Raw genomic sequence first — 21,849 nt, 5'->3', positions numbered from 1 at the left:
GACCGGTAGGCTTTCCGTGTGATCTTCAAGCGCATCGGAAACGGCCGGCCGTACCCCGACCACGGCCGGGAAAGCACCCGGCAGTGGGCGGATGTCGCGCCGCGCCCGGTCCGCCTCGATCAGCTGGTGACGACCAAGGGCCAGCTCGACCTGGAAACGCTGCTCGCCGAGGACTCCACGTTCTACGGCGACCTCTTCGCGCACGTCGTGAAGTGGCAGGGCGACCTGTACCTGGAGGACGGCCTGCACCGCGCCGTCCGCGCGGCGCTCCAGCAGCGCCAGGTGCTGCACGCGCGCGTCCTGGAACTGGGCTGACACCCGGCCCGGCACCCGGCCCGAATCGGGACGGACAACCGGACCGAATCGGAACCGGCACCCGGTCCGGCACCGCTTTGTTGACCCTTTCGGGTTGGACTGAGCGCGGGACAATGATCATCTAGTAGTTATCGTCGCCGCGGCGCACTACGCTGCGCCCATGAGCATGCTCACTCCCCCTGGCATGGGCGGCCAGTACCGGATCACGGGGGACAAATACCCGCGGATGCGCCGACCCCGGGGGCGTCGCAGGCTCGCGTTCCTGGTCCTCGCCTCCGTCACCGCGCTCGGGCTGATCGGGTGGGGAACCCTCCAGCTCATCGACGTCTTCACGGGCGGCGGCGACAAGGCCGCGGCGGCGGGCCCGAAGGCGGACTGCACGTCGAAGGCAAGCCCTTCGGCCACCGCTTCCGCGACGTCGACGACCTCCACCGCAGCCAAGGCCAAGGCCCTCCCCAAGCCCGGCCAGATCACCGTCAACGTCTTCAACGCCACGCCCCGCAGCGGGCTCGCCAAGGAGACCGCCGACGAGCTGAAGAAACGTGGCTTCCGGATCGGCGACGTGGGCAACGCGACGGACACGTACGACAAGAAGGTCGAGGGCGCGGGGATACTGCTCGGCGCGAAGACGGCCGCCCAGGCCGCGCTGCCGGTGCTCAACACCCAGCTCTCCGGCGCCCAGCTGAAGACCGACGGCCGCGCGAAGGCCGACCAGGTCGACCTGATCATCGGCACCGGCTTCAAGAACCTGACAACGAAGGAGGACGCCGCCAAGGCGCTGGCCGTCCTGGCCCAGCCCCAGCCGACGCCCTCCGCCACGAAGAACAGCTGCTGAAGTCCCTGCGTACGTAGGCCCGTAGGTGCCTACGTACGTAAGCCCGTACGTCCCTACTCGGCAGCCCCGTACATCCGGTCCCCCGCGTCCCCGAGGCCCGGCACGATGTAGCCGTGCTCGTTGAGCCGCTCATCCACCGACGCGGTCACGACCGTCACCGGCGTGCCCGCCAGCTCGCGCTCCATGAGCTCGACGCCCTCGGGGGCGGCGAGGAGCACCACGGCGGTGACGTCGTCGGCGCCGCGCTTGATCAGCTCGTGGATCGCCGCGACGAGGGTGCCGCCGGTGGCCAGCATCGGGTCGAGGACGTACACCTGGCGGCCGGAGAGGTCGTCCGGCATGCGGGTCGCGTACGTGGACGCCTGGAGCGTCTCCTCGTCGCGCACCATGCCCAGGAAGCCCACCTCGGCGGTCGGCAGCAGCCGCACCATGCCGTCGAGCATGCCGAGGCCCGCCCGCAGGATCGGGACGACGAGGGGGCGCGGGTAGGAGAGCTTGACGCCGGTGGTCGGGGAGACCGGGGTCACGATGTCGACCTGCTCCGTGCGCACGTCCCGGGTGGCCTCGTAGGCGAGCAGGGTGACCAGCTCGTCGGCGAGCCGCCGGAAGGTCGCGGAGTCGGTGCGAAGGTCGCGCAGAGTGGTGAGCTTATGGGCGACCAGGGGGTGGTCGACGACGTGGAGACGCATGTCCACAACAGTAACCGGGCTCCGGGCGCCCGCCACTGTCCCGCCGGGTACGGTCCGGCGTTCCCCGTCACCCGTCCGCTGGCATCAAACCGCTCATCAGGGGGAAAGTGGGAGGGACGGACCTTGGGTGGTGTGCCTGTGCGAGACGTGGAAGAGGAGTTTCCCGAGCGGCCGGAGACGGACGCCGAGCGCCGCAGGCGCCGCGCCCAGTTCCTCCGCGACCTGGCCGAGGCGCGCGAACTGCGCGACCGCGTCCAGCCCCGCCGCGCCAAGACCGCGCGCCTGCGCCACGCCATGCGCATGCGCACGTTCCGCTGGTAGCCGGTAGCCACCGGCCACGCGCGCACAGCATCCGCCGAGGGCCCCGCAAGGTGCTTGCGCGCCCTTCACCGGCAGCCGCACCATGTGCTTGCGCACCATTCACCGGCAGCCACGCCGTGCGGGTGCGCGACATCCGCAGGTAACCCGCCCGCGCGCCGCCCACGCCGTGAGGCGGGGAGGTGCGTACGTGGTGCCGACGGCCGCGTACGATCCGCTGTTAGCGATCAAAAGAGGCAGACACAGCAGGCCGAAGACGTCCCCTGAAGGCTCTGTTTCTGCCACGATTCCGAGTGGGTGGGGCTCGGAGAAACGCTCCCCGCCCACAGCCTCCGCCGGGGGGACCCCCAACCGGCACGCCTATGACAGTGGGAGAGTCACGGTGTACTTCGCCGCACTGCTCGCGCGCACCGAAGACGGGTGGGAAGCGAGCGACACAGAGCTGGACGATGTGGAGACCCTGTCGGATCTGACGGATCTGGCCCGTGAAGCCTCGGAGGAGGCCGACACGGTACTCGTACTCATCGAGCAGGAGGACGCGTGGTTCGGCGTCCTCCGCCTGGACGGCGAGGAGGACCCTCGTATCTACGTCTCGGACGCCGCCGCGGCTGCCCGCAGTTCGTACGGCGAGATCCTGCTCACCGACGAGCTGCTCGGAAGGGAGCCCGGCGACGACGATGTCGCCGACCTCGACTCCCTGGACCTGGACGGCACGGAGGACGGTGAACCCGAGGACTCCGACGAGGAGGACGAGGAAGCCGCCGCCTCCGGCGAGGCCGTGTCGCACAGCCCCGTCGGGGACCGCGACATCCTCGCCGACCTCGGTGTGAGCGAGAAGGAACTGCTCGCCCTGGACGAAGGCGACGCGCTCAGCACGATCGCCGACGCCCTGGGAGCGGCTGAGGTCCTTGAGACCGTCCGTTAGGTTCCTCCGCTAGGTTCCCCGGGTGAGCACAGCCAAGGAAACTCCACAACCCGATCCGGTACGCGACCGCTGGCGGGCCGCGATGCGGCTCGCCCTGGACGAGGCCCAGCTGGCTGTCCGGGGCGGGGATGTTCCCGTCGGCGCCGTCGTGCTGTCCACGGACGGTACGACGGTGCTCGCGACCGGGCACAACGAGCGCGAGGCGACCGGCGATCCGACGGCGCACGCCGAGGTTCTCGCGCTCCGCAGGGCCGCCGCCAAGCTGGGCGAGTGGCGGCTGTCCGGGTGCACGCTCGTCGTCACCCTGGAGCCCTGCATCATGTGCGCGGGCGCGCTCGTGCAGTCCCGGGTGGACCGGGTGGTCTACGGCGCCCGCGACGAGAAGGCGGGCGCGGCCGGCTCCCTCTGGGACCTCGTACGCGACCGCCGTCTCAACCACCGGCCCGAGGTGATCGAGGGCGTCCTCGCGGACGACTGCGCGCGCGTCCTCACCGACTTCTTCCGCGCCCGCTGACCCTGCCCGCCGACCGTGCCCGCCGAGTCCCGGGAGTACGGGAAACGGATTTCTGACCACGCCCCACCTTGGGGTAAGGTCTCTCTCGGTAGCGTGTCCGAGCGGCCGAAGGAGCTCGCCTCGAAAGCGAGTGTGGCGCAAGTCACCGAGGGTTCAAATCCCTCCGCTACCGCTTGAGAAGGGCCCCGTCGAGAGACGGGGCCCTTCGTGCGTGCGTGGGAGGAAATGACGGAGGAAGTGGCCGGGGGAAGCGGCTTTCGGGGGCAAGCCGCTCCCCCGATGGGGAGGGACCCTCGGGTCCGCGCCGCTGTCTCGGGGGAAGCCTGCGGCGTGGACCCCGCAGTGGGGTCCGTCCCGGCCCCGCGGTCTCCTGTCGGATCCGCCGGGGCGCACTGTCCATCGTGCGCCCCCGGGGCGCCCGCAGGGCCCGGCAAAAGGCCTCGACCAGCGGGCCGTTGGTCCTTAAAGGGGGCGTGAAGGTTACACTCGCCGCCGTCAACAGGCGGCCGCCCACCGGGCGCAGCAATCACAGGGGAGGCCGCGATGGCGGTGAATTCAAAGAAGATAGGCGTCTATGTACTCGTGGTCTTCGTGGTCTACGTGATCATCACGGATCCGGCCAAGGCGGCCGACTACGTCCAGATAGGGTTCGAGGGCATATCGAACGCAGCTCGGGGCATCGGCGACTTCATGTCGTGGATCGCCGACGGGGCCCAGAACTGAACCACCGCGCCACCAGGGAGTGCCCGTGATCCGCCATCTGGTCCTCTTGAAGCTCAATGAGGGCGTCGAGCGTGACGACCCGCGCGTCGTCGAGGGCGTCGCCGCCTTCCGTGCGCTGGGCGAGCAGATCCCGGAGCTGCGCTTCTGGGAATGCGACTGGAACATCACCGACCGACCCATCGCGTACGACTTCGCGATCAACTCCGCCGTCGACGACACCGAGGCGCTGAAGCGGTACTTGGAGCACCCGGCGCACCAGGCGGGCGTCGCGCTGTGGCGTGAGTTCGCGACCTGGGTGATCGCCGACTATCCGTTCTGAGCCGTAGCGCCCCCGAGCCTCTCGCCGCAACCGGCGAGGGGCTCTTTTGCGTCCTATGCCCCAACTCTCCCTAAATCTCGTTCAACACGGCGTTATGCGGTGCTTGCACACAGTGCACATGTCTTGTGATGCTATGACCGCTTTTGACGGATGAGTTGATGGATCTGACGGATCATAGAGGTGGAGTTGACCGTGCCGGCCAGTACTGCGCCTCAAGCACCGCCCCAAGCCCCGCTACAGGCACTTCCGCAAGCACCGCCCCAGGCCCAGCCGCAAGACCAGCCCCAAGCCCACCTCCAGGCACCCCTGCAGGCGCCGCCTCAGGCACTCCCGCAGACACCGCCGCAAGAAGTCGTGGTCGTGCAGGACCCGCCCCAGGAAGTCGCCCCGGAACGGCGCCGCGGTGCCGACACCCGGGCCCTCACGCAGGTGCTCTTCGGCCAGCTCAAGGGGCTCCAGGCGGGCACCAAGGAGCACAACCGCGTGCGCGGCGCGCTCATCGAGGCCAACCTCCCGCTCGTCCGGTACGCCGCCGCCCGCTTCCGCAGCCGCAACGAGCCGATGGAGGACGTCGTCCAGGTAGGCACGATCGGGCTGATCAACGCGATCGACCGCTTCGACCCGGACCGCGGCGTGCAGTTCCCGACCTTCGCGATGCCGACCGTGGTCGGGGAGATCAAGCGGTACTTCCGCGACAACGTGCGCACCGTCCACGTACCGCGTCGGCTGCACGAGCTGTGGGTGCAGGTGAACAGCGCGACGGAGGACCTCACCACGGCCTTCGGGCGTTCGCCCACCACCGCCGAGATCGCCGAGCGGCTGCGGATCTCCGAGGAGGAGGTGCTGTCCTGCATCGAGGCCGGACGCTCGTACCACGCGACCTCCCTCGAAGCCGCCCAGGAGGGTGACGGGCTGCCCGGACTGCTCGACCGGCTCGGCTACGAAGACCCGGCCCTCGACGGGGTCGAACACCGCGACCTCGTACGCCACCTCCTCGTACAACTGCCCGAGCGCGAACAGCGAATCCTGCTGCTGCGCTACTACAGCAATTTGACGCAGTCACAGATCAGCGCGGAACTGGGAGTCTCCCAGATGCATGTGTCAAGGCTGCTTGCCCGTAGCTTCGCGCGTCTTCGATCCGCAAACAGGATCGAGGCGTAACCGGTAAGAGCTAATCGCTCACCGGCGTCTTTTCCGGCTGTTCGGCGCTGAAAAACTGTCAGACCCCCTCTATCCAGGGCCTATTCACCCCCTCTGTGTCGACATGTCACTTCAGCGTGTTGCCGACATGTGACATTCTGCGGCTAGAGCGTTTGCCGCGGCCTCGCCTCCGGTATTCAGGTGGAGGCTGCGTTCCTCCGACGGGAGCGTCCGCCGCGACCGTCCGCGACCCAAAGGGGGTGGCATGTCCGCAGACCAGGGCAGCTCGAAGGTGCTCACGCTCACGAAGAGCGAACCGGCGCCCGACGCGCTTCACGATGTCCCGGCCCTTCCGGCCCCCGATGCCGCTCCGGCCGTCCCGGCCGCCGAGGCCGTCCGGGCACCCGTCACCTCGGGAGCCATCGACACCCGCACCCTGTCCCGCTCCCTGTTCCTGCGGCTCGCCGCACTGGGTGAGAACAGCCCCGAGCGCGGCTATGTCCGGGACACCCTCATCGAACTCAACCTCCCGCTCGTCCGGTACGCGGCGGCCCGCTTCCGCTCCCGCAACGAGCCGATGGAGGACATCGTCCAGGTCGGCACGATCGGCCTGATCAAGGCGATCGACCGCTTCGACTGCGAACGCGGCGTGGAGTTCCCGACGTTCGCGATGCCGACGATCGTCGGCGAGATCAAGCGGTTCTTCCGCGACACGTCCTGGTCGGTGCGCGTCCCGCGCCGGCTCCAGGAGCTGCGGCTCGCCCTCACCAAGACCAGCGACGAGCTCTCGCAGAGGCTCGACCGCTCCCCGACGGTCGCCGAACTCGCCGTCGCGCTCGGCGTGTCCGAGGAAGACGTCGTCGACGGCCTCGCGGTCGGCAACGCGTACACGGCGTCGTCCCTCGACTCGCCCGCCCCCGAGGACGACGGCGGAGAGGGCTCCCTCGCGGACCGCCTCGGCTACGAGGACACCGCCCTGGAGGGCGTCGAGTACCGCGAGTCCCTCAAGCCGCTGCTCGCCAAACTCCCGCCCCGCGAGCGCCGGATCATCATGCTCCGCTTCTTCGCGAACATGACCCAGTCGCAGATCGGCGAGGAGGTCGGCATCTCGCAGATGCACGTCTCCCGGCTCCTGACGCGGACGCTCACGCAGCTGCGCGAAGGACTCATCTCCGACTGAGGGATCCGGCAGAGGGAAGTGTTCAGCGGCGGCCCGAGGGTTCATATTTGACGGAGCGTCAGCCACACTGACGCGATGCGCCGACAGTCGATACGTGGTCGCCGAGGTGCCCTCGCGGGTGCCTCGGCGGCTGTTGTGTGTCTGGGGGGCGTGCTCGTCGCCTGTGGCGCCGGGGGCGGCGGGGGCGGTTACGTCGCCGTGCAGCGCCCCGCGTCCGGCCCGGCCGTGGCGCCCACGGGGGACGTGGAGTTGGTCCCTCTGGAGAAGCTCTCGGCGTCCAAGGGTGCGGCGGGGAGCGGGACTTCGGTCGCCGCGTCCACTCCAAGCGGTGGGAGCGGCGGGCCGGCGGCTTCGACCGGTGGTCCCGGTGGCGGACGTACGACTTCACCGGGCGATGTGGACTCTGGGAGTACGGGCGGGAGTACGGGCGGGAGTTCGGGCTCGGACTCGGGTACGGCGACCAGCGCACCCCCTGAGACCCCCGTGGAACCCGGGCCCGCCGCGCTCACCGTAGGCACCCCCGAGCGCGAGAGCGCCGATCAGCGGTGGTGTGAGCGGGTGACCGTCGTCTTCCGCAACACCGGGGGTACGGCGGTGCGTTCGGGCACGGTGACCTTTGGGACGCACATCATCGGGGCGCTCGGGATCGACTGGGCGACGATCGAGTCCGCCGAGGAGCTGCCCGTGCCGATCGCCGCGGGCGCCGAGCGGACGAAGACCTGGACGGTGTGCGTCGACGCGTGGCGCGTACCGCTGGGCATGCACATCGAGACACGGGACGTCGCCGTCCAGTGGAAGTAGCCGAAGTCCGGTGGATGTAGCTGCCGCAGTCCGGCGGATGCAGCTGCTGCGGCCCGGCATGGGGGAGCCGCGGCCCCCGGTGGAAGTGGCCGCGGCGCCTCTCGGTGGACCCTCGTGCTACTTGCCAAGTGCGAGCCAGGCCACCGCCGCGACAACCACCACGGCGAGGACGACGCCGATGATCAGGCCGATGCGGGGACCCGCCTGGGCGGCCACCTGCTGCTGTTGCCGGCCCTGGGGGGCCTCGTCGACGAATGCGCGGAACATCTGGGTGCTTCCCGCGGGGTCGTAGTTGCCCTCGGGGCCCTGGGTGTTTGCCATGGGCCAGGACACTAGCGAACGCGGGACGGTTGCCCAAGTGCGGGGGTTGCGCCCCGGGACCTCCGCTGCGATCCGAACAGCTCACGCGGGGGCCGGGACCACCCTCCCGACCTGCGAGTTTACGTTCGCCAATACTTGCCTTTGCCAAGTTTTTAGCCCCTTACCCCCGATTTAGTTTGCCTGCGGCAACCAACATATTTATGGTTGCCCTAAGCAACGAATGCGGGAGGTGTGATGGCGGAGCAGGCGCAGTACGAGGAGTTGGCTCGTCAGCTCTCTGCCATCGGTGCCGTGAAGAGGGACATGGGGCGGATCCTGCCGCCCGAATGCCCCGGCGGCTCGGCCGCCGTGCTGACGCTGCTCGGCCGGTACGGCGAGATGCGGATGAGCAGGCTCGCCGAGCTGCTCTCCGTGGACATGTCGGTGACCAGCCGGCACGTCGCGCACGTCGCGGACCGGGGCTGGATCGAACGGTCCCCCGACCCGGCCGACAAGCGCTCGCGCATCCTGCGCCTCACCGCCGCGGGCCATGAGCAGCTCGACGAGCTCTCCCGGCGCACGTCACGGCTCCTCGCCGACCGCCTGAGCGACTGGTCCGACGACGAGGTCGGACAGCTCACCCGGCTCATGACCCGGCTGCGCGAGAGCTTCGGCGAGTGCCGTACGGCCGCCCCTCATCGGCCCCCTCACCCGCACTCGTATGCGACAGAACTGACCACCCGTACACCCGCGTAAGTACGAATCCGCATACACGAATCCGGCAGATACGCATCGGCCATATACGCACCCGTATGCACGAATCCGTACGTAAGAGAAGGAAGCCCATGGCAACGACCACACCAGCCGGTGTGCGGGCACACGCCAAGCACGGAGGTGGGTCCTCCGGATCCTCCGACGGTGCTCCGATGACGCACCGGCAGATCATGGAGGCGCTCTCCGGTCTGCTGCTCGGCATGTTCGTCGCGATCCTGTCGTCGACGATCGTCACCAATGCCCTGCCCGAGATCATCGGCGATCTGGGCGGCGGCCAGTCCGCCTACACCTGGGTCGTCACCGCCTCGCTGCTGGCCATGACCGCGACCACGCCCCTGTGGGGCAAGCTCTCCGACCTGTACAGCAAGAAGGCGCTCGTACAGATAGCCCTCGTCATCTATGTGCTGGGATCGGCCGCCGCGGGTCTGTCCCAGAACCCCGGCATGCTCATCGCCTGCCGGGTGGTCCAGGGCATCGGCGTCGGCGGTCTGTCCGCCCTGGCGCAGATCGTGATGGCCGCGATGATCTCCCCGCGTGAGCGCGGGCGTTACTCCGGCTACCTCGGCGCGACGTTCGCGGTCGCGACCGTCGGCGGCCCGCTGCTCGGCGGTGTCATCACGGACACCTCGTGGCTCGGCTGGCGCTGGTGCTTCTACGTCGGTGTGCCGTTCGCGGTCATCGCGCTGATCGTGCTGCAGAAGACCCTGCACCTGCCCGTCGTGAAGCGTGACGTGAAGGTCGACTGGGGCGGCGCGTTCTTCATCTCCGCCGCGGTCTCGCTGCTCCTTGTCTGGGTCACCTTCGCCGGTGACAAGTACGACTGGGTGTCGTGGCAGACGTACGCGATGGTCGGCGGCTCGATCGTGCTCGGTCTGCTGTTCGTGCTCGTCGAGTCCAGGGCGAGCGAGCCGATCATCCCGCTGCGGCTGTTCCGCAATCGCACCATCACCCTTTCCTCCCTCGCCTCGCTCTTCGTGGGTGTCGCGATGTTCGCGGGCACGGTGTTCTTCAGCCAGTACTTCCAGCTGGCCCGGGACAAGTCGCCGACGATGTCCGGCGTCATGACCATCCCGATGATCGGCGGCCTGTTCGTCGCCTCCACCGTCTCCGGCCAGATCATCACCAAGACCGGCAGGTGGAAGGCCTGGCTGGTCAGCGGCGGCGTCCTGATCACCGCGGGCCTTGGCCTGCTGGGCACCATCCGGTACGACACGCCCTACTGGCACGTCGCCGTCTACATGGCGCTCCTCGGCCTCGGCGTCGGCATGACCATGCAGAACCTGGTGCTGTCCACACAGAACCAGGTGGCGCCGGCCGACCTCGGCTCGGCCAGCTCCACGGTGACGTTCTTCCGTTCCCTCGGCGGCGCGATCGGCGTCTCCGCGCTGGGCGCGGTGATGGCCAACCGGATCAGCCACTACGCCACGGACGGCCTGGCGGGCCTCGACCCCAAGTACGCAGCGGCCGCGGCCAGTTCCGGCTCGGACAGCAGCATCCCGGACATGGACACGCTGCCTGGCCCGCTGCGCACCGTGATGGAGAGCGCGTACGGCCACGGCATCGCGGACGTCTTCCTGATCGCCGCCTGCACGGCCCTGCTCGCCTTCCTCGTGATGCTGTTCATCAAGGAGGTCCCGCTGCGGACCTCGGGCGCGCTGGCTCAGGCCGCCGAGGCGGAGGCTCCGGCCTCTGAAGAGAAGGTCCCGAGCTGGGCCGTCACACAGCCTGAGGCGAGCCCCGAAGCCACCCAGCAGCTTGCGGCCGCACCAGTCGCGGCAGTCGCGGCAGTCGCCGCAGAGAGGGAGAGCACCCCCATGTCCAGCGGTATTCCGGTACGCGGGCACGTCCGCGGCGCCGAAAGCGCGCCCGTGCCGCAGGCCGCGGTCACGCTGATCTCGCTCGCGGGACGGCAGCTGGGCCGCTCGGTCGCGCAGGCCGACGGCTCCTACGCCGTCGACGCGCCCGGCGTGGGCAGTTACGTACTGATCGCCTCCGCCGACGGTTTCCAGCCGCAGGCCTCGACGGTCCTCGTGAACGACGAGCCGGTCACGTACGACATCCTGCTGAGCGGCACAAGCGGGCTGAGCGGTGTCGTGCGGGCCTCCGAGGGCGGGACCCCGGTCAAGGACGCCATGGTCATCGTGACCGACGTGCGCGGTGACGTGCTGGCCACCGGAACCACCGGTGAGCAGGGCGAGTTCACGTTCGCCGAGCTGATCCCCGGTTCGGTGACCGTCGCGGTCAACGCCGCCGGGCACCGGCCCGTCGCCCTGCCCGTCGAGGTCGGCGGCACCGGGGTGACCCGGGTCGAGGTCGAACTCGCCTCGGGCGCCCTGGTCCAGGGTGTCGTACGGGCACCGGGCGGGCCGCTCGGCGACGCGCGGGTCACGCTGGTCGACGCGGCCGGGAACGTGGTCGGCACCGCCAGGACCGGCACGGACGGGGCGTACGCCTTCACCGACCTGGACAGCGGCGAGTACACGGTCATCGCGACGGGTTACCCGCCGGTGGCCACCGCGCTCACCGTCAACGGCCGCGGCGTCGACGCCCACGACATCGAACTCGCCCACCCCGGCGAGTAACCGGACCCCGGCCCGTGGGGCGCGCGCTCTGAGCGGAGGCGCGCCCTCACGGGCCGGTCTCTTTTTTGACCGACTCGCAGTTGTTTTTGGTAATTCGCAGGGAGAAAACGGGATGGGACTGACCGCAAGGATTCGTACGCGGGACGGATGGGCCGTGTCGCACGCGGTCGTCACGCTGACCGACATGACCGGCGCACAGGTGCTGCGTGCCGAGGCGGACACCGAAGGAGCCGTGCGCGACACGACCCCGCTCGCTCCCGGCGCGTACACAGTGATCGTCACGGCGGTCGGATACGCACCCGCGGCCTCCAGCGCCATCGTCACGGCGAGCGGACGGGCCGATGCCGGCAATGTGACCCTCGCCCGCCAGGGCGGCACCGAACTGCCGCCGCCCGGCCCCTGGACCATCGACCCCGCACACTCGTCCGTCGGAGCCGTGGCCCAGCACCTGGGCATCTCCAGCGTGCACGGCCGTTTCACCGGATTCCGGGGCCGGATCGAGATCGCCCCGGACGAGACGGCCAAGTCCCGCGTCGAGGCCGTGATCGACGCGTCCTCCATCGACACCGGCAACGCGATGCGCGACGAACACCTGAAGTCCCCGGACTTCCTGGACGTCGTCAGGTATCCCGAGATCACCTACAACTCGACGGGCCTCACCCCCGCGGGCTCCGACCGCTGGACCGTCCACGGCGAACTGACCATGCACGGCGTCGTACGCCCGGTCGACCTGAACCTGGCCTACCTCGGCACCGGCGCCGACCCCTGGGGCGGCACCCGCGCCGCCTTCCGCGCCACCGCCGACCTGCACCGCGAGGACTTCGCGATGAACTACAACCAGGTCGTCCAGGCGGGCATCGCCGCCATCGGCACGACGCTGAAGGTGGAACTCGACATCCAGGCCGTGCAGGGCGAAACACTCCCACAGGCGTAGGAACGGCAGGGACAGGCAGGTGGCCGTCACAGGCCCTAGGCTGCGAGCCATGGCACCGAACACCGCGACGAACACCTCTGTCTCCCGCGACGAACTGCTGGACTTCGTACGTCCCCGGCACCGCGCCATCCTGCTCACCCGCCGCACCGACGGGAGCCCGCAGGGATCCCCGCTGACCTGCGGGGTCGACGACTCCGGCCGCATCGTCGTCTCGACGTACCCGGAGCGCGCCAAGACCCGCAACGCCAAGCGGGACGAGCGGGTCAGCCTGATCGTGCTGAGCGACGAGTGGAACGGGCCGTGGGTCCAGATCGACGGCTACGCCGAGGTGATCGACTCGCCCGACTCCGTCGAGCCGCTCGTCGAGTACTACCGGAACATCGCGGGTGAGCATCCGGACTGGGACGAGTATCGCGAGGCGATGCTCAAGCAGGGGAAGTCGATCATCCGGGTCACGCCGGAGAGGTGGGGGCCGGTCGCCACCGGGGGGTTCCCGGCGCGGTTGGCTCCGCAGGAGTAGGAGCGTTTACTCGCCCCCTCCGCCCCTACCCGTCCCGTTCCTGGGGGCTGCGCCCCCAGACCCCGCTAAAAGACTGCGCAGTTCCCCGCGCCCCTTTAGGGGCGCGGGGAACTGCGCGACAAGCCCCCACACACCCGCAGCCGAAAGGCTGGTGCGGGACGGGTAGGGGCGGAGGGGGCGAAAACCCAGTCCTCAGCCCCGCTGCACCATCGTCTCGATGCCCGCGATCAGTGTCTCCAGGGCGAAGGTGAAGTCTCGCTCGCGCATTTCCTCGACCGTGTCGCCGCCGCGGGCCTCCAGCAGGTCCGCGGAGCTGGCGACGTGCGCGGCGAACTGGGGCTGTTCGCCGATCGTGCTCATGGCCTGGCGGTAGTACTCGTCCTGGCTCATCCCCGCGGAAGCGCACCGCTGCACGAAGTGGCCCTCGATCGTGCCGAAGCCGTAGACGAACTGGAAGACCGCCGAGAGGGCGCCCATCTGTCCGTGCGGGGGCAGGCCCGTCCTGCGGATCACCTCATGGACGCGGAGCGAGAAGGCCATCGAGTGCGGGCCGATGTTCAGGAAGGTGCCGCTGAGCGGGGACACCCAGGGGTGGCGCACCAGCAGGGCCCGGTAGCCGCCGGCGAGAAAGCGCAGCTGGTCGCGCCAGTCCTCACCCGACTCCGCGTCCGGCAGCTCCAGTTCGCCGAAGACCGCGTCGAGGGCGAGTTCGAGCAGGTCGTCCTTGGTGTCGACGTACCAGTACACGGACATCGCGGTGACGTTCAGCTCGGCGGCCAGCCGGCGCATGGAGAACTTCGCCATCCCCTCCGCGTCGAGCAGCCGCACCGTGACCTCGGTGATCCGGCCCCGGTCGAGCCCCGACGGCTGCCCGCCGCCCCGGGCCGAACCGCCCCGGGCGGCCTTGCCCTCCAGCCAGACACTGGTCCGCGCCGGCCGCTCGGCCCTGTCGGCTGCCCTCACCATGGCGCACCTTCCTCGGAACTCGGTACTTCAAGAGAGTGGGCCCGGAATTCACCGGTCCGCCCTTCTCGAATGATGCTAATCGTGCGTCAGACGGACACCAGCACTCCGCGTTACGCGGACACCGCCACCGCGGAGTCTTCCCGCTCGGCCCGCCGCAGCAACGCCGCCGCCAGCAGCCCCCCGAGAAGTACGGCGACCGCACCCACCAGCTGGCTGGTCTCGAGCCCCGACGAGAACGCGTCGGTGATCCGCCCCCGCTCGTCCGCAGAGCCGGCGGACGCGAGCGCCGCGGGCAGTGAGCTCGCCGCCACCGGAATGAGCGCCGCGAAACGGGAGTTGAGGACCGCGCCGAGCACGGCCACGCCGAGGCCGTTGCCGAACTCGGCCAGCGTGCCGTTGATGCCCGCGCCGACGCCCGCCTTCTCCCGGGGGATGGCGCTCATGATGGCGTGCGCCATGGCGGGGTTGGCGATGGCGCACCCCACGCCGATCAGCAGCAGCCCGAGCAGCGTGCCGCCGTACCCGTACGCGGTGAGCGTCGCGATCGAGACGAGCCCGCCCGACATCAGCACCATGCCGAGCGCGATCGACACCGGCGTACCGAGCTTCGCCGTCCACTTCGCCGACAGGCCGGAGAAGTTCAGGGCGACGACGGCGAGCGCGAGCGGCGCGGTTCGCAGCCCGGCCTCCAAGGGCCCGTATCCCAGGACGAATTGGAGGTGCTGGGTCAGCAGGAACAGCGCCCCGCCCATGCCGAAGGTGATGAGCACCGCGCCCGCGACGGCTCCCGTGAAGCGCCGGTCGCGGAAGAAGTGCAGATCGAGCATCGGGTACGGGATCCGGCTCTCCCAGTGGGCGAAGAGGGCGAGCACCGCCACCGCGCCCACCGCGGTGGCCATCACCCGCCCCGACGCCCAGCCGTGCTCGGGCCCGGAGATGATCGCGTACACGAGCGCGCTCATACCGATCGTGGAGAGCAGCGCGCCGAGCAGGTCAGGACGGTCCCCGCGCGGGTTTTTCGACTCCGGTACGAGGGCCACCACCGCGACTATCCCCAGCGCCACCACCGGCAGATTGACCAGGAAGATCGCGCCCCACCAGAAGTGGTCCAGCATGAACCCGCCGAGGAGCGGCCCCGTCGCGAAGCCGAGCGCGTTGACAGCGCTCCAGACGCCGATCGCCTTCGGCTGCTCGTCGGGGGTGAAGATCTGCATCGCGACGGCGAGCGTGGTCGTCAGCAGCAGCGCGCCGCCGACACCCATGCCCGCCCGCGCGGCGATCAACTGCCCCGTGGAGTCGGCGAGTCCGGCCGCCACCGACCCGATCCCGAACAGCACGAGTCCGGCGACCAGCATCTTCTTGCGGCCGTAGCGGTCGGCCGCGCTGCCCGCCGTGAGCAGCAGCCCGGACTGCACCAGGGAGTACGCGTTGATCATCCACTGGATGTCGGCGGTTCCCGCGCCGAGTTCGCGGGTGAGGGAGGGGATCGCGACGTTCAGCACGGTGTTGTCGAGCAGCACGGTGAGCTGGGCGAGGCAGATGACACCGAGGATGAGCCAGCGCTGGGGGTGTCCTTGGTGGGCCTGGGTGGGGGTGTCGGTGGTGGTCTGGGTGGGGGACATGCTGTACACCGTAGAACAGCTCCTGTACGGCGTACAACAAGGTTGTTTTCCAGGCGTACGAAAGGGCGGTGGCCCGGAGCGAATGCCCCGGGCCACCGCCCTGAGAAGGAACCGTCAGACCCCTGAGAGGGAACCGTCAGGCCCCCGAGAGGAAACCGTCAGCTGCTGCTGGTCGGCTGCGTCAGGTCGTAGAAGGTGGCCGAACCGACCGTCACCTTCGTGTAGTTGGCCTCGACCCAGGAGGTGATCTGGGAGGAGGTGCCTTCGCTGCTGCCGCCCATGCCGCCGCCGGTTCCACTGGAGATGAAGTAGTGGATCTTGCCGTCGGCCACGTACTCCTTGAACTGGGCCAGCGTCGGCGACGGGTCGGTGCCGTTGAAGCCGCCGATCGCCATCACCGGGTCACCGGTGGCGAGCTGGTAGCTCGCGGAGTTCTGGGCGCCGATGGCCGCGGCCGCCCAGGTGTAGTCGTCGGCGTTCTTCTCGAGGAGCGCCTTCGCCTCGTCGGTGACGGTCGCGCCGTTGAGCAGACCCGCGGCGCCGCCGCCACCGCCCATGCCGCCTTCGCCCGTCCGGCCGCCGGTCGTACCGCCCTGGCCGTTCTGCTGGGTGTTGCCGTTCGTGCCGCCGCCGGGGAAGCCGCCGCCGGTGCCACCTGTCGGGGGCTGGCCCATGCCGCCGCCCTGCTGGGCATTGCCGCCACCCTGCTGCGTGTTGCCGCCGCCGCCCGGGAAGCCGCCGCCACCGCCCATGCCACCGCCGCCGCCACCGCGGCCGCCCATCATGCTCGCGCCGGACGGGCCGGCCGTCACGATGGACCCGGTGTGCCCGGTGTTCACCGTGCTGAGGGTGTACGCGGTCGGACCCGCGACCGAGGCCACGAAGCTCAACGCAACTGCCGCGAGCGCCAGTTGGCGGCCCAGCTTGGCCACGAAGATCAGGCCGAGGGCGCCGACCAGACCGCCGATGAGGACCAGCCACTTGAGCCAGGGCAGGTAGTCGGGGGTGCGGTTGAGGAGGACGTAACCCCAGGCCGCAGTCGCGGTGACCGAGGCGGCGAGGGTGAGCGAGGCCCAGAGCTTCGAGCGCTCCTCCCACAGCACCGTGGCGCCCATGCCGACCACCGCGGCGATGTAGGGAGCCAGGGCGATCGTGTAGTACTGGTGGAAGATGCCGGCCATGTAGCTGAAGATCAGCGTGGTCATCAGCAGCGCGCCGCCCCAGGCGAGGAACGAACTGCGCGTCAGGTCGGTCCGCTTGGCCTTGCGGGTGAGGACGAGGCCCGCGACCAGCAGGATCAGCGCGGCCGGGAGCAGCCACGAGATCTGGCTGCCGATCTCGGAGTTGAACATCCGGTCCCAGCCGGTCTCGCCCCACTGCCCGGTGCCACCGGCGCCGCCTCCGCCGCCGACACTGCCGGTCTCCTCGCCGTTGATACGGCCGAGTCCGTTGTAGCCGAAGGTCAGTTCAAGGAAGGAGTTGTCCTGCGAGCCGCCGATGTAGGGACGCGAGGACGCCGGCCACAGCTCGACGATCGCGACCCACCAGCCGCCGGAGACGAGCAGCGCGAGCGTCGACCAGCCCAGCTGCACGAACCGCTTCTTCAGCTTCACCGGCGCGCAGACCGCGTACAGGATCGCGAGCGGCGGCAGGATCAGGAAGGCCTGGAGGGTCTTCGACAGGAAGGCGAAGCCGACCGCGACGCCCGCCCAGACCAGCCACTTCGTACGGCCGTCCTCAAGGGCGCGGATCACGCAGTAGACCGTGACGGTCATGAGCAGCGCGAGGATCGCGTCCGGGTTGTTGAACCGGAACATCAGCGCGGCGACGGGGGTGAGCGCGAGCACGGCGCCCGCGATCAGGCCCGCTGCCGGGCTGAAGCGGCGGCGCAGGGCCGCGTACAGGACGGCGACCGTGCCGACGCCCATCAGCACCTCGGGAACGAGGATCGCCCACGAGCTGAGGCCGAAGATCTTGACCGACAGCGCCATCGGCCACAGTGAGGCCGGGGGCTTGTCGACGGTGATGGCGTTGGAGGCGTCCAGCGAGCCGAAGAAGAAGGCCTTCCAGCTCTCGCTGCCGGCCTGGACCGCCGCGGAGTAGAAGGAGTTGGCGTAGCCGGAGGCGCTCAGGTTGTACAGGTACAGCACCGCGGTGACGACCAGCAGACCGAGGAACGCGGGGCGCGCCCAGCTCGGGTCCTCGGGCCGGCCACGCCAGAGGCGGCGCGCGAAGGGCTGCTTCGGCTCACCGGAGTCGGGGGAGGCGGCGGGCACGACCGGCTCGTGTACAGCCGTCGAGGCCGACGGCCCCACGGAGGGGTCCACGGTACTGCTGGGGGGATTCGCTCCCCCCTGATAGCTCGTATCGGACTGGGTCGTCATCGTGCGTTCCTCGGATTCGGATCGTCGTCGTACGGGCGCACGGCTTCGAGCTGCATGGTCGCGTCGCCGTAGGTGCGGTCCGCGGCTTCACCGGCGCGGAACTGGTCTGTGTGGAACTGCTCTGTGCGGAACTGCTCGTACTGCTGGTGTCCCTGGTACTGCTGCTGTCCTTGGTACGGCGGCTGTCCTGGGTACGGCGGCTGTCCTGGGTACGGCGGCTGTCCCTGGTACTGCTGCGGGCCCGCCGTCGAGTAGGTGGGCGAGGCCGGGTTGCGGACCGCCCCGACCGGGGAGGCGGGCTCGTCGCGCCGGTCGGGGAAGACCCAGGCCCGGAAGAGCAGGAACCGCAGGACCGTCGCCGCGAGGTTGGCGGCGATGAGCACCGCCAGTTCCGTGGAGTGCCCGGGGTCCGTTGTCGCCGCGTTCAGGGCGGCGAGCGAACCACTGGTGAGGGCGAGTCCGATACCGAAGACGACCAGGCCCTGCGCCTGGTGGCGGATGGCGCCGCCCCGGCCGCGTACGCCGAAGGTCAGGCGCCGGTTGGCGGCCGTGTTGGCGACGGCCGAGACCAGCAGGGCGAGCGCGTTGGCGACCTGCGAGCCGGAGAAAGTACGGAAGCCGCTGTAGAGCAGCAGGTAGAACAGTGTGGACAGGGCGCCGACCACGCAGAAGCCGACGAGCTGGCGGGCGAGGCCCTTGGGCACGTCGGTCAGTTCGCGGTCGCGCGGGTCGTCCCCGAAGGGGCGGGCGAGCCGGTCGAGCGGCAGCGAACCGGTGGCGAGGGCACGTCCGACGCGCCACACGCCCTTCAAGTCGTCCGTCGCGGTCTTGACGATGTGCACGGTCGAGTTCGGGTCGTCGACCCAGTCGACCGGCACCTCGTGGATCCGGAGTCCGGCCCGCTCGGCGAGGACCAGCATCTCGGTGTCGAAGAACCAGCCGGTGTCCTCGACCAGCGGCAGCAGCACCTGGGCGACATCACGCCGGATCGCCTTGAAGCCGCACTGGGCGTCCGTGAAGCGCGCCTGCAGCGAACCGCGCAGGATCAGGTTGTACGTACGGCTGATGAACTCCCGCTTGGCACCGCGCACCACGCGCGAGCTCCGGGCCAGCCGCGAGCCGATCGCGAGGTCCGAGTGACCCGAGATCAGCGGCGCCACCAGCGGCAGCAGGGCGTTGAGGTCGGTGGACAGGTCCACGTCCATGTACGCGAGGATCGGGGCGTCCGAGGCGGACCACACCGTGCGCAGCGCCCGGCCCCGGCCCTTCTGCTCCAGCCGGAAGGACCGTACTTCCGGAATCTCGGCGTCCAGCCGTGCGGCGACCTGCGGAGTCGTGTCCGTCGAGGCGTTGTCCGCGACAGTGATACGGAACTCGTACGGGAAGGTGCGCTTGAGGTGCTCGTGCAGTCTCATCACACACGGCTGAAGGTCCTTCTCCTCGTTGTAGACGGGGATCACTACGTCCAGGACAGGCGTACCGGCGGACCCGGCCGGGAGGTGCTCCCGCGCCGGCAGGTTGCCGGGAGAAGAATCGGTTCGCATGCCAACGACTCTTGTCAAGCGCCCTGTTGCGCCCATGTGGTGGCACTGTGCTCTGACTGTGAGTACGTTTGCGAATTTGTTACAGCCGCTTGGACGGGCAGCGCGGGCAGATGCAGGGTGAACACAGTACGTCCGGGCACACTGTCGACGGTCACAGCACCTCCATGCGCTGATGCGACGGCCTGCACGATGGCAAGCCCGAGACCGGTCGAACCGGAGGACCGGGAACGCGAGGAATCTCCACGTGCGAAGCGTTCGAAGACGCGCGGGAGCAGGTCCGGCGGAATGCCCTGGCCGTCGTCCTGCACGTCCACGCAGAGCCACGGTCCTTGCTGGTGGACACGTGCGGTGACGGTCGTACCCGGCGGTGTGTGCGTGCGTGCATTCGCGAACAGGTTGACCATGACCTGCTGCAGCCGTGCCGCGTCCGCGAGGACCAGCGCGGGCTCATCAGGCAGCTCCAGGCGCCAGTTGTGATCACGCCCGGCCGCCCGGGCGTCGCTCACGGCGTCGATGACCAGCGGTACGAGGTCGGTCTGCTCGTACTGCAGCGGCCGCCCGGCGTCGAGCCGCGCGAGCAGCAGAAGGTCCTCGACCAGGAGGGTCATGCGCCCGGCTTCGGATTCAATCCGGCCCAGCGCGTGCCGGGTGTCGGGCCCGGTCTCCTCCCTGCCGCGTCTGGTCAGCTCGGCGTATCCGCGGATCGACGCCAGTGGCGTACGCAGCTCATGGCTCGCGTCCGCGACGAACTGGCGTACGCGCGTCTCGCTCTGCTGTCTCGCGTGCAGGGCGCCGTGGATGTGGTCGAGCATCCGGTTGAGGGCCGCACCGACCTGGCCGACCTCGGTGTGCGGGTCGGCCTCGGACTCGGGGACCCGCTCGTACAGGGTGACTTCGCCGCTGTGCAGGGGGAGTTCGGAGACGCGGGTGGCGGTGGAGGCGACCTTGCGCAGGGGGCGCAGGGCGACGCCGACGAGCACGCTGCCCGCGATGGCGGCGGCGACAAGGCCGGCGCCGGTGACGCTCACCTCGACGAGGATGAGGGTGTTGATGGTGTTGGTGACGGACTTGGTGGGGATGGCGACGTAGAAGTTGCCCTTGCTGCCCTCTTTGTACGTGACGCGGTACTCGCCGAGGCCGGGCAGCTCCACGGTGTGCTCGCCGGTCTTGGACACGGAGCCGAGGGCGGCCGTCTGCGCCTCGGTGAGCTCCGGGGTGTCCATCCCGTTGAAGGTGCCGCTGCTGTCGGTCTTCTCCTTGGAGATGACCGCCTGGGTGATCCCGCCGTTCTCCACGACGGCGGCGACCGTGTTCTCCGCGCTCGGCCCCCGGGTGAGGAACTCGAATTCGTTGTCCGTGGAGTTGGCGTCGGCGATGGCCCCGGGGATCTGGGTGTTGTCCGGGTTGCCGCCCCCTGGCTTCAGGGGGCCGCCGGTCGCGCGCGCGGAGGCCTCGCCCAGCTGGCCGTCCAGTTGCTCGTACAGATGCTTCTGCAGCGCGATGGTCGTCACGGTGCCGATCACGGCACAGACCACCGCGATGAGCGCCACCGCCGAGACGACGAGCCGCGTCCGCAGCGTGCGCGGCTGTCGAAGTCGCCTCTTCTGCGCTCGCGGCCGTCGTCGTCCGCTCATGACGCCGCGGGCTTGATCAGATAACCGGCACCGCGCCGGGTGTGGATCATCGGCTCACGACCGGCGTCGATCTTGCGGCGCAGATACGAGATGTACAGCTCGACGACGTTGGCCTGGCCACCGAAGTCGTACGACCACACGCGGTCGAGTATCTGCGCCTTGCTGAGCACCCGGCGCGGGTTGCGCATCAGGAAGCGCAGCAGCTCGAACTCGGTGGCGGTGAGGTGGATGCCCTCGCCGCTCCGCGAGACCTCGTGGCTGTCCTCGTCGAGGGTGAGGTCCCCGACGACGAGCACGGAGTCGCTGCGGCGGTCGGCGGCGCCGGAGCGGCGGATCAGTCCGCGCAGCCGGGCCACGACCTCTTCGAGGCTGAAGGGCTTGGTGACGTAGTCGTCGCCGCCTGCGGTGAGCCCGGCGATACGGTCCTCGACGGCGTCCTTCGCCGTCAGGAAGAGGACCGGTACGTCGGGCAGCTCGCGGCGGAGCCGCCCCAGGACGGTCAGCCCGTCCATGTCCGGCAGCATCATGTCGAGGACGACGGCGTCGGGCCGGAAGTCGCGAGCGGTCTGAATCGCTCCCGTCCCGTCACCCGCGCTGCGGATCTGCCAGCCTTCATAGCGAAGGGCCATGGACAGCAGCTCGGTGATCGACAGCTCGTCGTCCACCACAAGCACTCGGACGGGGCTCCCGTCCGGCCTCAGCAGTTCGGTGCGCCCCTGGGGCGAGGTCGTGGTCATAGCCGACACATTGCTCGGCGCCGCTGAGAACATCCTTTCTGGAACCTGTGATTTTCCTGAGAAACGCACAGCCGCCTCTCAGGGAACACCTGG

The 21,849-nt window shown here is 69.6% G+C and carries 22 protein-coding genes and 1 tRNA gene; 15 read left to right on the top strand and 8 right to left on the bottom strand.

The window, feature by feature from the left end; genetic code table 11:
• Positions 1-18 precede the first annotated feature (18 nt).
• A complete protein-coding gene (locus tag OG266_RS22980) occupies positions 19-315 on the top strand; it encodes a type II toxin-antitoxin system VapB family antitoxin (RefSeq protein WP_003955420.1) in 297 nt (98 codons plus the stop codon).
• Between the two features lie 184 nt (positions 316-499).
• A complete protein-coding gene (locus OG266_RS22975; protein WP_371552911.1) occupies positions 500-1,150 on the top strand; it encodes a LytR C-terminal domain-containing protein in 651 nt (216 codons plus the stop codon).
• A 53-nt stretch (positions 1,151-1,203) separates the two neighbouring features.
• On the opposite strand, the gene upp is transcribed toward OG266_RS22975, so the two are convergent.
• Positions 1,204-1,839 carry a uracil phosphoribosyltransferase gene (upp, locus tag OG266_RS22970; protein WP_266458900.1) on the bottom strand — a complete coding sequence of 212 codons (636 nt, stop codon included), beginning with the start codon at positions 1,837-1,839 and terminating at the stop codon, positions 1,204-1,206.
• 138 nt (positions 1,840-1,977) lie between these two features.
• On the opposite strand from upp, the gene OG266_RS22965 reads away from it, so the two are divergent.
• From OG266_RS22965 to OG266_RS22925, 9 genes are all read left to right on the top strand, one after another.
• On the top strand, positions 1,978-2,160 hold the full coding sequence (locus OG266_RS22965; RefSeq protein WP_323178285.1) for a hypothetical protein: 183 nt from the start codon (positions 1,978-1,980) through the stop codon (positions 2,158-2,160).
• Positions 2,161-2,539: 379 nt separating this feature from the next.
• Positions 2,540-3,082 carry a hypothetical protein gene (locus tag OG266_RS22960; protein WP_329546720.1) on the top strand — a complete coding sequence of 181 codons (543 nt, stop codon included), beginning with the start codon at positions 2,540-2,542 and terminating at the stop codon, positions 3,080-3,082.
• 82 nt (positions 3,083-3,164) lie between these two features.
• Positions 3,165-3,596: a tRNA adenosine(34) deaminase TadA gene (gene tadA, locus OG266_RS22955; protein ID WP_266464028.1), complete on the top strand. Its 432-nt coding sequence runs from the start codon at positions 3,165-3,167 to the stop codon at positions 3,594-3,596.
• Between the two features lie 87 nt (positions 3,597-3,683).
• Positions 3,684-3,768 (top strand) — tRNA-Ser (locus OG266_RS22950).
• A gap of 371 nt (positions 3,769-4,139) precedes the next feature.
• On the top strand, positions 4,140-4,319 hold the full coding sequence (locus OG266_RS22945) for a hypothetical protein (RefSeq protein WP_371548141.1): 180 nt from the start codon (positions 4,140-4,142) through the stop codon (positions 4,317-4,319).
• A 25-nt stretch (positions 4,320-4,344) separates the two neighbouring features.
• Positions 4,345-4,638, top strand: a complete 294-nt coding sequence (locus OG266_RS22940; protein ID WP_266458889.1) for a Dabb family protein — start codon at positions 4,345-4,347, stop codon at positions 4,636-4,638.
• A 192-nt stretch (positions 4,639-4,830) separates the two neighbouring features.
• Positions 4,831-5,799 carry an RNA polymerase sigma factor SigF gene (locus OG266_RS22935; protein WP_371548139.1) on the top strand — a complete coding sequence of 323 codons (969 nt, stop codon included), beginning with the start codon at positions 4,831-4,833 and terminating at the stop codon, positions 5,797-5,799.
• A gap of 244 nt (positions 5,800-6,043) precedes the next feature.
• On the top strand, positions 6,044-6,958 hold the full coding sequence (locus OG266_RS22930; protein ID WP_371548137.1) for an RNA polymerase sigma factor SigF: 915 nt from the start codon (positions 6,044-6,046) through the stop codon (positions 6,956-6,958).
• Between the two features lie 75 nt (positions 6,959-7,033).
• Positions 7,034-7,759: a hypothetical protein gene (locus OG266_RS22925; protein WP_371548136.1), complete on the top strand. Its 726-nt coding sequence runs from the start codon at positions 7,034-7,036 to the stop codon at positions 7,757-7,759.
• Positions 7,760-7,876: 117 nt separating this feature from the next.
• On the opposite strand, the gene OG266_RS22920 is transcribed toward OG266_RS22925, so the two are convergent.
• A complete protein-coding gene (locus OG266_RS22920) occupies positions 7,877-8,080 on the bottom strand; it encodes a hypothetical protein (protein WP_266829415.1) in 204 nt (67 codons plus the stop codon).
• 234 nt (positions 8,081-8,314) lie between these two features.
• Here OG266_RS22920 and OG266_RS22915 point away from each other — a divergent pair, with 234 nt between their 5' ends.
• The 4 genes from OG266_RS22915 (at position 8,315) to OG266_RS22900 (ending at position 12,869) form a co-directional block, all read left to right on the top strand.
• Entirely contained in the window at positions 8,315-8,815 is a 501-nt protein-coding gene (locus OG266_RS22915; protein ID WP_266458874.1) for a MarR family winged helix-turn-helix transcriptional regulator, read from the top strand.
• 89 nt (positions 8,816-8,904) lie between these two features.
• Positions 8,905-11,415: an MFS transporter gene (locus OG266_RS22910; protein ID WP_371548134.1), complete on the top strand. Its 2,511-nt coding sequence runs from the start codon at positions 8,905-8,907 to the stop codon at positions 11,413-11,415.
• A gap of 112 nt (positions 11,416-11,527) precedes the next feature.
• Positions 11,528-12,349, top strand: coding sequence for a YceI family protein (locus tag OG266_RS22905; RefSeq protein WP_371548132.1), 822 nt, complete (start codon positions 11,528-11,530; stop codon positions 12,347-12,349).
• A 49-nt stretch (positions 12,350-12,398) separates the two neighbouring features.
• Complete coding sequence (locus OG266_RS22900) at positions 12,399-12,869, top strand: PPOX class F420-dependent oxidoreductase (protein WP_266458866.1); 471 nt, start codon at positions 12,399-12,401, stop codon at positions 12,867-12,869.
• 192 nt (positions 12,870-13,061) lie between these two features.
• Here the strand turns inward: OG266_RS22900 and OG266_RS22895 are convergent, their stop codons facing one another.
• From OG266_RS22895 to OG266_RS22870, 6 genes are all read right to left on the bottom strand, one after another.
• Positions 13,062-13,835 (bottom strand): TetR/AcrR family transcriptional regulator, encoded by a 774-nt coding sequence (locus OG266_RS22895; RefSeq protein WP_266458864.1) that lies wholly within the window; start codon positions 13,833-13,835, stop codon positions 13,062-13,064.
• Positions 13,836-13,945: 110 nt separating this feature from the next.
• The gene (locus tag OG266_RS22890) at positions 13,946-15,457 is read right to left on the bottom strand and encodes an MFS transporter (protein WP_371548131.1); all 1,512 of its coding nucleotides are present in this window, start codon (positions 15,455-15,457) and stop codon (positions 13,946-13,948) included.
• A gap of 158 nt (positions 15,458-15,615) precedes the next feature.
• Complete coding sequence (locus tag OG266_RS22885; RefSeq protein ID WP_371548130.1) at positions 15,616-17,841, bottom strand: ArnT family glycosyltransferase; 2,226 nt, start codon at positions 17,839-17,841, stop codon at positions 15,616-15,618.
• Entirely contained in the window at positions 17,838-19,385 is a 1,548-nt protein-coding gene (locus OG266_RS22880) for a glycosyltransferase (protein WP_371548128.1), read from the bottom strand. The genes OG266_RS22885 and OG266_RS22880 overlap by 4 nt, the downstream gene beginning before the upstream one ends.
• 14 nt (positions 19,386-19,399) lie before the next feature.
• On the bottom strand, positions 19,400-21,019 hold the full coding sequence (locus OG266_RS22875) for a sensor histidine kinase (protein ID WP_371548127.1): 1,620 nt from the start codon (positions 21,017-21,019) through the stop codon (positions 19,400-19,402).
• Positions 21,016-21,756, bottom strand: coding sequence for a response regulator transcription factor (locus OG266_RS22870; protein ID WP_266458853.1), 741 nt, complete (start codon positions 21,754-21,756; stop codon positions 21,016-21,018). Before OG266_RS22870 ends, OG266_RS22875 begins: the two co-directional genes overlap by 4 nt.
• Positions 21,757-21,849: the final 93 nt, after the last annotated feature.

Source organism: Streptomyces sp. NBC_00554, assembly GCF_041431135.1.
GTDB lineage: Bacteria > Actinomycetota > Actinomycetes > Streptomycetales > Streptomycetaceae > Streptomyces.
Note: the sequence above shows the minus strand (reverse complement) of the source record. Positions and strands in the feature narration are given on the sequence as shown.